This is a genomic window from Aeromonas sp. SER (genome assembly GCF_038739615.1).
Classification (GTDB): domain Bacteria; phylum Pseudomonadota; class Gammaproteobacteria; order Enterobacterales; family Aeromonadaceae; genus Aeromonas; species Aeromonas jandaei.
In genome coordinates, this window is the sequence record NZ_JBCGFC010000006.1 from 134,381 (window position 1) to 146,312 (window position 11,932).

General features: G+C 58.8%; 16 protein-coding genes. 3 read left to right on the plus strand and 13 right to left on the minus strand.

Annotated elements, in window-relative coordinates:
• Positions 1-50: 50 nt before the first annotated feature.
• The 12 genes from AAHA41_RS11180 to lfgB form a co-directional block, all read right to left on the minus strand.
• Positions 51-1,055 (minus strand): hypothetical protein, encoded by a 1,005-nt coding sequence (locus AAHA41_RS11180; RefSeq protein ID WP_323068642.1) that lies wholly within the window; start codon positions 1,053-1,055, stop codon positions 51-53.
• Positions 1,056-1,073: 18 nt separating this feature from the next.
• Positions 1,074-1,973 (minus strand): lateral flagellar hook-associated protein LfgL, encoded by a 900-nt coding sequence (lfgL, locus tag AAHA41_RS11185; protein WP_041210158.1) that lies wholly within the window; start codon positions 1,971-1,973, stop codon positions 1,074-1,076.
• 10 nt (positions 1,974-1,983) lie between these two features.
• Positions 1,984-3,303 carry a lateral flagellar hook-associated protein LfgK gene (gene lfgK / locus AAHA41_RS11190; RefSeq protein WP_043852237.1) on the minus strand — a complete coding sequence of 440 codons (1,320 nt, stop codon included), beginning with the start codon at positions 3,301-3,303 and terminating at the stop codon, positions 1,984-1,986.
• Positions 3,303-3,701: a rod-binding protein gene (locus AAHA41_RS11195; protein ID WP_323068643.1), complete on the minus strand. Its 399-nt coding sequence runs from the start codon at positions 3,699-3,701 to the stop codon at positions 3,303-3,305. Before AAHA41_RS11195 ends, lfgK begins: the two co-directional genes overlap by 1 nt.
• An 8-nt stretch (positions 3,702-3,709) precedes the next feature.
• Complete coding sequence (gene fgIL, locus AAHA41_RS11200) at positions 3,710-4,816, minus strand: lateral flagellar basal body P-ring FlgIL (protein ID WP_043852235.1); 1,107 nt, start codon at positions 4,814-4,816, stop codon at positions 3,710-3,712.
• Positions 4,817-4,824: 8 nt separating this feature from the next.
• Positions 4,825-5,496, minus strand: a complete 672-nt coding sequence (gene flgH / locus AAHA41_RS11205; protein ID WP_033115411.1) for a flagellar basal body L-ring protein FlgH — start codon at positions 5,494-5,496, stop codon at positions 4,825-4,827.
• Positions 5,496-6,281, minus strand: a complete 786-nt coding sequence (gene lfgG / locus AAHA41_RS11210; RefSeq protein ID WP_033115412.1) for a lateral flagellar basal-body rod protein LfgG — start codon at positions 6,279-6,281, stop codon at positions 5,496-5,498. The genes flgH and lfgG overlap by 1 nt, the downstream gene beginning before the upstream one ends.
• An 82-nt stretch (positions 6,282-6,363) precedes the next feature.
• Positions 6,364-7,098: a lateral flagellar basal-body rod protein LfgF gene (gene lfgF / locus AAHA41_RS11215; protein WP_033115413.1), complete on the minus strand. Its 735-nt coding sequence runs from the start codon at positions 7,096-7,098 to the stop codon at positions 6,364-6,366.
• A 10-nt stretch (positions 7,099-7,108) separates the two neighbouring features.
• Entirely contained in the window at positions 7,109-8,314 is a 1,206-nt protein-coding gene (flgEL, locus tag AAHA41_RS11220) for a lateral flagellar hook protein FlgEL (protein WP_185227871.1), read from the minus strand.
• Between the two features lie 18 nt (positions 8,315-8,332).
• Complete coding sequence (locus tag AAHA41_RS11225; RefSeq protein ID WP_041210153.1) at positions 8,333-9,040, minus strand: flagellar hook capping FlgD N-terminal domain-containing protein; 708 nt, start codon at positions 9,038-9,040, stop codon at positions 8,333-8,335.
• A gap of 3 nt (positions 9,041-9,043) precedes the next feature.
• Complete coding sequence (flgCL, locus tag AAHA41_RS11230) at positions 9,044-9,469, minus strand: lateral flagellar basal body rod protein FlgCL (RefSeq protein WP_033115416.1); 426 nt, start codon at positions 9,467-9,469, stop codon at positions 9,044-9,046.
• A gap of 2 nt (positions 9,470-9,471) precedes the next feature.
• Complete coding sequence (gene lfgB, locus AAHA41_RS11235; protein WP_041210152.1) at positions 9,472-9,861, minus strand: lateral flagellar basal body rod protein LfgB; 390 nt, start codon at positions 9,859-9,861, stop codon at positions 9,472-9,474.
• Between the two features lie 60 nt (positions 9,862-9,921).
• Here lfgB and lfgA point away from each other — a divergent pair, with 60 nt between their 5' ends.
• The 3 genes from lfgA (at position 9,922) to lfgN (ending at position 11,506) form a co-directional block, all read left to right on the plus strand.
• On the plus strand, positions 9,922-10,713 hold the full coding sequence (gene lfgA, locus AAHA41_RS11240; RefSeq protein ID WP_323068644.1) for a lateral flagellar basal body P-ring formation protein LfgA: 792 nt from the start codon (positions 9,922-9,924) through the stop codon (positions 10,711-10,713).
• Between the two features lie 77 nt (positions 10,714-10,790).
• Positions 10,791-11,066 carry a flagellar biosynthesis anti-sigma factor FlgM gene (gene flgM, locus AAHA41_RS11245; RefSeq protein WP_033115419.1) on the plus strand — a complete coding sequence of 92 codons (276 nt, stop codon included), beginning with the start codon at positions 10,791-10,793 and terminating at the stop codon, positions 11,064-11,066.
• Positions 11,063-11,506, plus strand: coding sequence for a lateral flagellar protein LfgN (lfgN, locus tag AAHA41_RS11250; protein ID WP_215802204.1), 444 nt, complete (start codon positions 11,063-11,065; stop codon positions 11,504-11,506). The genes flgM and lfgN overlap by 4 nt, the downstream gene beginning before the upstream one ends.
• Here lfgN and lfiJ read toward each other — a convergent pair.
• Positions 11,503-11,922, minus strand: a complete 420-nt coding sequence (gene lfiJ / locus AAHA41_RS11255; protein ID WP_323068645.1) for a lateral flagellar protein LfiJ — start codon at positions 11,920-11,922, stop codon at positions 11,503-11,505. The genes lfgN and lfiJ overlap by 4 nt on opposite strands.
• Between the last annotated feature and the right edge of the window lie 10 nt (positions 11,923-11,932).

An 11,932-nucleotide genomic window follows, 5' to 3' on the forward strand; every position in this document is an offset into this window, starting at 1 on the left:
TTGCTGGCGGTCTCTTTTTTCATCTTGGCGTTGATGTAGCGCGTCGCCCTTTACGTCAGAAGTGCTACCACATTCTGGCGCGATACATTGGCCTGAGCCAGCAGACCAGACATGGTTCCCATGAAACCGCCATCCTTTAGCTGTTCACTGAGCTTGCCCTGAAGCTGCTCAAGCTCCTGCTGCTTCATGTTCTGGCTACGCGCCTTGACCCGATCGAGCTGCTTGACCATCCGCTGGCGGAACTGCTTCAGCTCCCGCACAGATTGTTCGATTTCCCCAAGCAATCTTCTCAGGCGCTGTTGCTCCTGTCGCAACTCCCCCTTGTCGATACCTTCGCCCAACTGGGTCAATTGCCCCGGCTTTGCCTTGAATTGCACCGGAACAGGGTTTCCGGCCGGAATGCGAATGCCTTCCCCACTAAGCAGAACAGGCTCGTCCAGTTTGCGCCGATGCAACTCCGGAACGCTCAGTTCCAGCTTGCCCAACTCGTTGAGACGCGCCTGAATGTGCTCTTTGCGCAGCGCCCGATCGAGCCTGGATGCAACATCTGCCTCATTGGCTCCTGCAGGTAGGGTCACCTCGACGGCACTAGCGGTTTGCGGGAAAGAGAACACCAGACGCTCGGCACTTGCCTTGGGACTTAGCAGATCGAGCCGATCGGCACTGTAATGAACCCGGCTCTCGGCGGCCGAGGTCAACAAACGCGGCTTCAACTCCGAGGTCAGGGGCGCTTGTGGCCGGGTGAGCTTGTCTTCCAGCTGCTTGAGACGTGTCACCAGATCGCCGCCGGCCTCACGATGCTGACCCAGCTGTTGTTCCAGCCGCTTCAGCTCGCCCCAGACCTGGCTCAATGCCAGCTCACCGCCCTGAGCATGGGCAATTCGCTGCTGGGCTGTCCCGATCAGTGCCCAGCGATCGAGCCGGACAATATTGGGCTGGCGCTCAACTTTTTTTGCCGGTCGGGATGTGTCCTGAGCAGTCAAGCGTCCGTGCAGCCGGGGCTGAGCGGGCGTCTCGGCCACACCGCCCGAACGGGTTTGCTGAATCTGCATCATGACTCCTTGCGCCTGACGTTATGGCATGTAGTTGAAGAGGCTCAATCCGTTAACCTTGGCAAATGCCTGCTGCTGCACTTGCAAGGCCATCAGCACATGGGCCTGCTGGGTAACGGCACTGGCATAGTCGAGGGACTCTATCTGATTGCTCACTTCCTTGCTATAGGTCCCCTTCTCGGTATGCCCCTCATCGACCTGATCAAGCAGGTTCATGCGAGCGCCGATGGTACTCACCATCTGGCTGATATCGTCCTGCAGCACCTTGCTGCGATCCAGCATGCTGCGCGCCTGATCGGCTGCATCGGGTGCTCCGCTCTCTATCGCAGCGACCATGGTATCGAGCTGCTTGAAGAAATCGCCATTGTCGATGAACAGCTTGTCTGCCGTCTGGTTGAGACCGACCGTGACCCCCTTGGCGATGCTGACCTCACGCACCAGAGCATCACCCTGATAGACGTAATCACCGCTGGCATTTTTCACGAGTGTGGTCTGATTGACCTGGCTACCCGCAAACAGGCTGGAGCCACTCTCGTTGCGCGCATTGGCCAGATCGAACAGCCCCTCCTTGATGACTCCGACTTCAGTCGCGATGGCGCGGCGATCATCTTCCGACAAGGAGCCGGTTGCCGCGGTCTGGGTCAGTTCGCGCAGCCGCATCAGCATATTGGTCATGGACTCCAGCTGGATTTCACCCTGAGAGAGCTGGCTTTTGGCGTTGGCGATGTTCTTCTGATACTGCTCCATCGCCACCTGCTCTTTCTTGAGTCCAAGCAGTTGCACGCTACCCACCGGATCATCCGAAGGCTGCAGAATGCGCTTGTTTGAGGAGATCTGGCGATCGAGGCGAGCATACTCGCCGAAACCGTATTGCAGGTTATCGAGCATGCTGAGCTGGATCTGGTTGGTACTGATGCGCATGGTCACTCCGTCAGAACATGTTCAGGATGGAATTGAAGAGCTGATCCGAGGTACTAATCACCTTGGCATTGGCCTGATAGACCTTGGTGTATGCCATGATTTTGACCCCCTCTTCATCGGTGTTGACCCCGCTGACACTGCTCAGCTTGGTAGCCAGCTGCTTCTCCATATTGGCATCAGCCTGCATGGTCGCCTTGGCCTGTCCGCTCTGCACCGCTATCCGACCAAGCAGAGCGCTGTAGGCGTCATACTGGCCATCTTTGATGGTGATGATCTCCTGCAAATTGCGGTTGTCGCCCTGCCCGCCCCCGGCCTTGGCAAAAGCGAGATGATCGCCGGTAAAGCCATCGGCAATCTTCAGGGTCCCGGAAGGGTTGAGCGGGTCGTAACTGAACAGGGGTTTGCCCGGGTCACCATTAAGGTCAACACCACCGGCCTGCTTGGCATTGAAGTCATCTGCCAGTTTCTTTGCCATCTGGTTGAGTTCATCGCGCAGCGGGCGCAACACATTGACACGGTAATCAATCACTCCGGCCAGAGTACCGCCATGCAGAGCGGGTACTTCGAAAGTCTGCGGGCCAAAACTGAGGCTGAGCTTGTCACCGGCCAGCGAGAGCGTACTGCTGCTGCCAGCCAGTACCAGCGGCTGCCCCTGAGGCAGACTTAGCGAGAAAGAACCATCGCTCTGCCGGTTGACCCTCACTTCCATATAAGTGGAAAGCTCGCGCACGATCTGCTCACGACTATCTTCCAGGGCCGATGTATTGACCCCTTTGGAGGCCTGCTCGCTAATCTGCGTATTGAGTTCGGCAACCTGCTTGAGATAGCTGTTGACCTGAGAAACCGTGCTGTTCAGCTGATCGTCGATCTGCTTCTCCTGAGTCATCATGCTCTCGTTCAGCTGGCCATAGCGGTTCGCCAATGCACCGGCAGAGCTCACTATCTGGCTGCGCTGGGCCGGTGTTTCCGGGCTGTCGAGGGCCGCACTCAGTGAGGCGAAGAAGCTGTCCAGACCCTTGGCGATGTTCATCGACTCGCTGCCCAGAAGCTGCTCGGTGGTATTGATGTACTGATGGAACGAGTAGGAGGCCCCGGTCGCAGAGCGGCTGCGCCAATGCTGGGAAACCAGATACTCATCCGTGATCCTGCGAACACCGGTTACCTCTACCCCCTGGCCATTATCCAGCCGGCCAAAACCCGACAGGCTGCCCATCATGGCCTCCTGACGGCTATAGCCGATGGTATTGACGTTGGCGATATTCTGGGCGGTCACATTCAACGCGATCTGTGCCGCGTTGAGTCCGCTAAAACCGATATTGAGCAGAGACATCAGTCACTTTTCCTCATTTTTGCCGTGTTCAGAGGCTGACTGAAGGCAGTCAGGGTCTGTGATTCTGAAGCGACCGCCTGGTCGGCATTCTTTAATGTCGGCGCCAACTGACTGACCATCTGCTCTTTAAGGCCGATCCCGCCGCGCTTGACCAGGCTCATCGCCAGCTGACTGTCATACATATCGCGATAGAGATCCTGCCCCTTGATGAGCTTGTCATCCTCATCCTGCAGGGCATCACTGGCCGAGCGCATATGCTTGAGCACTGTCTGCAGAAAGCTCACTTCGAACTGACCGGCTACGGCATCGAGCGCGGCACGCTGATCCGGGTTGCTCTTGATCTGCTGAAGTTCATTGAGATCCTGATAGAAACCAGGTTCCGAAGTTATTCGGGTCATAAAGATCCTTAGATGACCACCAGCTCTCCCTCGAGGGCACCAGCCTCATCGAGCGCCTGCAAAATGGCCATAACATCATCGGGCGTTGCCCCAAGCGAGTTGACGGCCTTGACGATCACCTCAAGCGAAGTGCCATCAGGCCAGACAAACATGTTGTTTCGTTCGCGATCCACCTGGATCTTCGAGTTGGGGGTCGTGGTGGTCTGTCCGTTGGAGAAGGGATTGGGCTGGCTGACGGTCTGGCTCTCGCCAATGGTCACCGTCAGGCTGCCGTGACTGACCGCCGCCTTGTGCACCTTGACCCCCTGCCCCATTACCACGGTACCGGTACGGCTGTTGAATACCACCTTGGGTCGCTCCTGCCCCATGTCGACCTGCACGTCCTGCAGCAATGCCATGAACGAGATGCGCTGGCTCTCGTCACGGGGGGCTGCAATCTGAATGCGGCCAGCACTGACCGCTTTGGCAACCGGCCCCAGCTGGTGATTGATGGCCCGCTCCACATTGCGGGCCGTCTTGAAGTTGGGCTGATGCAGATTGAGCGTCACTTCGGGTTTGTCGGCAAAATTGCTGGCAACTTCCCGCTCAATGATGGCGCCATTGGGAATGATCCCCGCCGTCGGTACGTTGATGGTCACCGAAGAGCCGGATTGCCCCTCGGCCTTTACCCCGGCCACCACCAGATTGCCCTGTGCCACCGCATACACTTCACCATCGATACCGCGCAAGGGGGTCAACAGCAGCGAACCGCCACGCAGACTCTTGGCATCGCCAATCGAGGTGACGGTTACATCCACCAGCTGCCCCTTGCCAGCCAGTGCCGGCAGGGTTGCCTGCACAGATACCGCAGCGACGTTCTTGAGCTTGGGGTCGATATCATCCGGCAGCTGTACGCCAAACTGCTTGAGCATGTTGGCCATCGACTGACCGGTAAACTTCACCTGGCTCTTGTCGCCGGTGCCGGACAAACCCACCACCAGACCGTAACCCACCAGCTGGTTGGTGCGCATCCCCTGCACATCGGCAATATCAAGCAGTGACCGCTTGGCGGCAGGAGCGGCATTCGCCCACCATGGCAGGCAGAGGCAAAGCAGGGCGATAACCCATCTGTTCATGTAAGACCTCAAAACGGTGCAAATGCGGAGCTGAAGAAGCGCCCCAGCCAACCCATCTGGTTGCTGTCGGCAAGCGCACCTCGGCCGGCATAAGTGATGCGGGCATCGGCGATGCGCTGGGACGAGATACGGTTGCTCTGGTCGATATCCTCAACCCGCACCATGCCGCCCAGACGTATGTACTCATCACCCTGATTGAGACGGATCCACTTCTCGCCGCGGATACCGAGCACGCCGTTGGGCATCACTTCGGCCACCGTCACCGTGATGGAACCGGCCAGGGTATTCTGCTGGCTGGATGTCGCACCGCCATCAAAATCCCGGTCGGCACTGAGGGTTGCCCCCCAGTCAGGACGCAGTTTGCCACCGATGGAAGGGGCTGGCACATTCATGCTGCTGTTCTTGCTCATGCTGGTGTTGGCTTTCTTGCTCGACTGGGTACGCTCTTCCAGCACCACGGTCAGAATGTCGCCGATACGATAGGCGCGACGATCCTGAAACAGGGTCATCATGTAGTCGCCACGATAGAGACTGCCATCTTCCCCCCGGGCCGAGGCAGACTGCATGGGCCGTGAAGGCGCCCACTTCTCCTCGCCCGGCTCCGGAGCCTTGAGCTCATAGGTCGCGCAGCCACCCAGCAACAGCACGACCCACAGGTAACGCCACATCATCTTCATCATCACAGCGCTTGAGTGACAAACTTGAGCATCTGGTCGGCGGAAGAGACCACCTTGGCATTCATCTCGTAGGCTCGCTGGGTGGTGATCATGTCCACCATCTCCTCCACCACGTTGACGTTGGAGCTCTCCAGCGTGAACTGCTTGATGGCCCCCATCGCCTCTTCGCCGGGCACCCCTTCAATGGCTTCACCGGATGCACCGGTCGCGCGATAGAGGTTGCCACCGAGCGCCTCGAGACCGGCCGGGTTGGAGAAGTTGGTCAGGGTGATGCGTCCCAGCTCCACATTCTCCTGCTGACCCGGCAAGGTGGCACTCACGGTACCGTCGGTACCGATAGAGATCTTGGTAGCGTTGTCCGGGATCTGGATCTGCGGCTGCATCGGCAGACCATCGGCGTTGACCAGCATCCCTTCCGCATTGCGATGCCACTGACCATTGCGGGTGTAGGCAGTCTCGCCATCGGGGCGCTCGACACTGAAGAAACCTGCACCGACCACGGCCATATCCAGCTCCTGGTTGGTGTTCTGGAACTGACCCGGTGTAAAGACCTTCTGGGTACCGACCACACGCACACCGTTACCCATCTGGATGCCGATGGGCGAGAGGTTCTGCTGATCCTGTTGTGCCCCCGGCTGACGCTGCACCTGATAGAACAGATCTTCAAAGGCAACCCGATCACGCTTGAAACCAACCGTGTTGACGTTGGCCAGGTTGTTGGAAATGCTGGCCATCTTGGCATCTTGGGCCGACAGGCCCGTTTTGCTTACCCAAAGTGCTGCATGCATCTTTGTCTCTCCACCTGATTCATTCGGATGCCGAAGCACCTCTCAGCGGGACGATGCACCAAACTGCTCGTCCCGTTCATGATTAACCCTGACCGGAAATCAGCCGGGCTCCTTGTCTGGCCTGCTCGTCCGCTGTCTTCATCAGCTTGACCTGCAGCTCGAAGTTGCGGGTCAGCGACATGCTGCTGATCAGCTCGTCGACCGCATTCACGTTCGCCCCCTCCAGAAAACCGGAGGCCAGTACGACCTGCTCGCTGGTCTCGGCATCCCCCCCCTGCCGGAGGCGGAAGAGGCCATCCTGCCCCTTGACCAGCTCGGCGGGATCCGGGTTGACCAGCTTGAGGCGTCCCACGTCGAGACGGGCACCGCCACCGGGCGGCGTGATGCTGAGCGAACCATCCTTGCCAAAACTGAGATCCCGATAGGCAGGAAGTACCATTTCCCCACCATCGCCCAACACGGGACGACCGTTGAGGGTCAACAGCCCGTCGGCATCGCTCTCCAGATTGCCGGCCCGGGTGTAGGCCTCTTTGCCATCTGCGGTCTGCACCGTGATAAAGCCTTCACCGCGAATGGCCACGTCCAGCTTGCGCCCGGTCTGCATCAGCGCACCCGGCTTGAAGTCGGTGCCGGCCATCTCTTCGCGAGCCATGACCCGACTGGGGTAACCATCACCGCTCAGGGCATAGGCTGACACCCGCTCGAAATCAGCACGAAAGCCGGCAGTGTTGACGTTGGCCAGGTTATTGGCCCGGATTTGCTGGGCCATCAGGGTATGTTGCGCCCCTGACATGGCGGTATAGATAAGCTTTTCCACGGGTCAGCCCTTAGAAGGAGTTGAAGAGAACCTGGGTCATCTTGTCAGCTGAGCTGATGGTCTTGGCGTTGGCCTGATAGTTACGCTGGGAGGTCATCAGGCTGACCAGCTCACCGGTCAGGTCGACGTTGGAGCTCTCGTAGGCCCCTGCCGTCAGCTGACCCATGGTGCCGGTCCCCGGCGCACCCAGCACCGGTTGACCCGAGCTGAAGGATTGCTGCCAGGTGGTGTTGTTGGTCTGCAGCAGACCGTTGGGATTGGCGAAGTTGGCCATCACCACCTGCCCCTGCTTCAGGCTCTGACCGTTGGTAAAGGTGGCGAAGACGCCGCCATCGGCATCCACCCGAACACCGGTCAAATCGCCCGCGGTATAGCCATTGGACTGGTTGCGAGTGGCATTGAAATCGGAGGCGTACTGACTGACTCGGCTCATATCCAGTTGCAGAGCAATTGGAGAGGCGCCCGCGGGTGCCAGCGCCAAATTGGCTGGAATGGTCGAAGCCCCCGTATCCAGCTTGCCGTCAGCGGTGAATTTCATCTTGGCCCCGCCAGCAGGGGTGATATCAGTGCCATTGAATGTGTAATGCACGGCCCACTCATTGGGTGCCGTTTTGACAAAATACTGGGTGACGGTGTGCTCAACCCCGAGCGAGTCATAGACCTTGCTGGATTGGGAGTAGCTGAAGCTGTCTGACTTGGCTGGATCGAAGGGGTGAAGAGCCGGATCGATCACGCTGGCATCCGCCTTCAGGTTGGCGACGAACTCCAGCTTGTCGGATGCCTTGGCTGGCAGGCTGCCGGCTTTGACCTGAATGTCACCGATCACGCCGGATTGCAGCTCACCGGCATCATTGGTGGTATAGCCCTGCAAACGGGTGCCGTTGGCGGTCGTCAGGTAGTTGTTCGGGTCACGCTGGAACATGCCGGCTCTGGTGTAGGAGGTCTGGCCGTTGCTGTCCTTGAGCACGAAGAAACCGCTGCCGGAAATGGCCAGATCCAGACCACGGCCGGTACGCATCACGTCGCCATTGCGGTCAAAGTTCTGGGATACGTTGTTCATCTCGACCCCGCCCGCCTGACCGCCGCCATAGATGGCTGCAAACTCGGCACGGCTGGACTTGAAGCCCGCGGTACTGGCGTTGGCCACGTTGTTGCTGATAACGCTCAATTCCTGGTTTACGGCGCGCAGGCCGCTCAATCCGATACTGAAAGACACAATTTCGCTCCTGTTTGATTACGCCGATTTGCCGAACTGAATGGCACTGAAGAGGGGGACGTCACCCACGCCAGCGACCTGCAACATGATCTCGCCCGTGCCGGGCAGGGTGACGCGATCCACCTTGCTGGCGACATAGTTTTTGGACGTGGTGGCAACCCCGTTGAGGGACGCCTTGACCTCGAAGCTGTACTCCCCGGCGGGCAGCTCCGGCAGTTCATAATCCAGCCCGCCAGCCTTGCTTTCACCCCAACTCTTGGTCGCCACCAGGGTGCCATGCTCGTCATAAACCTTGAGCTCGACCTGATCGGCGGCGCCCGCCAGTTCGACCTGACCGCGAATGGCTTTATCATCGCTCTTGGTCAGGGTCTTGCTCGGTACCATCACCTCTTTGTCGATAAGGTCGGTACTCTGCAGGACCTGCTGGGTATCCATCATGTTGATGGACTTCTGCTGCAGCAGCTTCAGGCTCTCGACCCCTTCCACCATGCTGAACTGGGCCAGCTGGGTGACATATTGGGCGCCGTCCAGCGGGTTGGTGGGATCCTGGTTCTGGATCTGGGCCACCATCATCTGCAGAAATTCGTTGCGCAGTTGCATGCCGCTCTGGGCACTCTGGCCAGTGGCAGAGCCCGCCGCCGCATTGTTGGGGGCGATATCCGGGGTGGCTGAGCGCTGGCTGGCACCACGGGCAGTATCAAGGGTGCTTACCTGAGGCAGACTCACGGCTTAGACCCCCTGACCAAGACGCAGCAAACCCTGCTGCATGCTGTTGATGCGATTGATCACCTCGACCGAGGTTTCGAAACCGCGGGAGGCACTCATCATGTCGGCCATCTCCTCCACCGCATTGACGTTGGAGTAGTAAACAAAACCGTCTTTATCGGCGATCGGGTTGGTCGGTTCGAGACGCTTCTCGACCTGACGATCGGACTGCACTATGCCGGCGATCTGAACCTGTGCAGACCCCAGCGCCTCTGCATCCTGCACGCGCTGATAGAGAGTGGAGAAAACCGGCTTGATGGCGCGAAACGCGGCATCTTCACTGCCGGCGGCACTGTCCACGTTCGCCAGGTTGGAGGCGACGGTATCGAGTCGCACGGTTTGCGCCCGCATGGCACTGCCGGCGATGTCATAAATTCGGTTGAACGACATGATTAACGCCCCTCGATCGCTTTGGCGATCCCGGTGATTTTCATATTCAGGAAGGTCAGGCTGGTCTGGAAATCCGTGGCATTGTTGGCAAACTTGCTCTGCTCGACGCTGAGCTCAGCGGTATTGCCATCCATGGACGCCTGATAGGGGATGCGATAGAGCGGATGCTGCATATCGTCAGCCATGGTGCCCTGACTGATGGCAGCGCTCTCATCGCCTGCCGCAACTTGCTGTGCGACACGGCCAAGAATCGTCTTATAATCGACGTCCCGGGCCAGATAGCCGGGGGTATCCACATTGGCCAGATTCCCGGCCAGAATACGCGCCCGGTCAGCCCGGATATCAAGGGCATAAGGGTGTACGCCAAGAGCGCTGTCAAATGAGATACTCATGCTTCATCCTTTTATGAATCAGTCAGACCGGTGCACTCGTTATCAAGACTCATGCCAATCATGAAGATCCCTTATTTGCGCCGGATGCAGCTTTCCCTCTGGCTGATCACATTGATAAAAGGGGAAGTACCGTTTCCCGTATGGAAGCGATCAGGCCTCTTCTGGCTGCTGATGCTGGCAAGCCCGCTGCACGCTGAACCCGGCGAGCTGTCGCAACAGGTCGGTGCCCGCCTCAAGGAGGATGCAAGTCAGACCCTGAATGCCTACCTGCAACAACAGGGCTGGGCAATCCCGGAGGTGAACTATCAGGTGTGGATCTCTCCGGCGGTGGAACACCTTCCTCCCTGCCAGCAAGAGATCCGCTTGCAGGCGGGGGGACAATACCGCCAGCCGTGGGGTCGTCGCCCCTACCTGGTCGAGTGTGCCAACCCCTCCTGGCAACTGAGAGCCCGGGTCGAGGTCACGCTCATGCTGCCAGTCTGGATGACGGCCCGGGAGATCCGGAAAGGCCAGACCATTCAGGCAGCAGACCTCGTCGAGGAGTCGCTGGATGTCAGCAGACTGCAGCGAGGCTTCATTCCCGTCTCCGAGTCGCTGACAGGCAGCAAGGCCAATCGCAATCTCAGGATGGGGCAGTTGATTGGCGAACTGGACCTGCAGAAGGCCTGGGCGGTGAAGGAGGGTGAAGGGGTGTTGATCCGGGCTGGTCAGAGTGGATTCTCGGCCACAACCCGCGGCACGGCATTGGCAAGCGGCGCCATCGGCGATGGAATCAAGGTACGCAACAGCAGCTCAGGCAAAGAGATCCAGGCCTGGGTCATCGCAAAAGGGGAAGTCGAAACCCGTTTTTGAACCCATATAAGGGTTTTTATTCAAGTTAGGCCGACCTTGGGTCGCTTTGCAGAGATAGACCACCAGGAATTGACGTTATGAAAATCACACGCACCGACCCGCTCTACGTTCAGACCCAGTTGCAACGCAAGCAGGATGGCGCGCCAGCCCAAGTCGAGGCGCGCGCTACCAAGGCTGACGCCCAGATCAGCAGCACGGCACAGGTTGTCAATCAGGCGAGAGCCCAGCTTGCTACCACATCCGACGTGGATATGGAAAAAGTGAACCGGATCCGTCAGGCCATCAGCGAAGGAAAACTGGAGCTCGATATGGATGCACTGGGTCAGGCCATTCTGGACATGCATCGCCGATGAGCATGGAGCCGAAACAGCGGATCAAGGAGTTGATCCTGGGCATCCAGCAAGATTGCAGCCGCTACGCCGAGCTGCAGAGCCTGTTGCTGCGCCAGCACGGCTTGCTGGCAGCGCACGATGTCGATGGGCTGGCAACCCACAACCAGCAGCAGACAAGGTTGATGGCCGATGTGCAAAAACAGGCGCAGCAACGTTGCCACCATCTGCTCGCACTGGGACTGAAACCGGATGAAAAGGGGATGGCGACCCTGATTGCCAAACTGCCTGCCACCATGCAGCCAAAAGTCTCTAGCCAGTGGCAACAACTCGAACTGCTGTTGCAGCAGTGTCTGCGCCAGAACGATCTCAACGGCCGTCTGCTAGCTGGGCAGATAGAGACCATCAACACGCTGCTGGGCCAGGAGCATGCTTACGGCCAGCTGGAGCGTTTTCCCGACTAGTTCCCCTCTTTGAGCTGACGGTGGCGCAAGCCGGAAAGCTCGTCGAGCTGACGCTGATCCCGCAGCTCCCGCTGCTGGCTGATGGCTCGTTCACGTTTGTCCAGCAGGTGCTCCAGCCCTTTGACCCGACCAAACTGCCTGACCATCTCTCCTTCATGCCGCTCCAGATCGAGCTTGGCCAGTGCCGATTGCTGAACCTGATGGGCCAGCAGATGACGCAACTGGCGATCCATCTGCTGCTTGTTCTGCCACAGCAAGGGATGGAAAGTGACCGAACCGGGACTCAACGAGCCGATCACCTCCTGCAACCGCAAGGCTCTCTGCTCTTCCCTTATCGCCTCTTCCCGCAAGCGCTGACGCTCCTTGCCGAGCGCCTCCAGCGCCTCCTGCTGCAAGCCGAGATAGGATTTCAACATGGCGACCTCT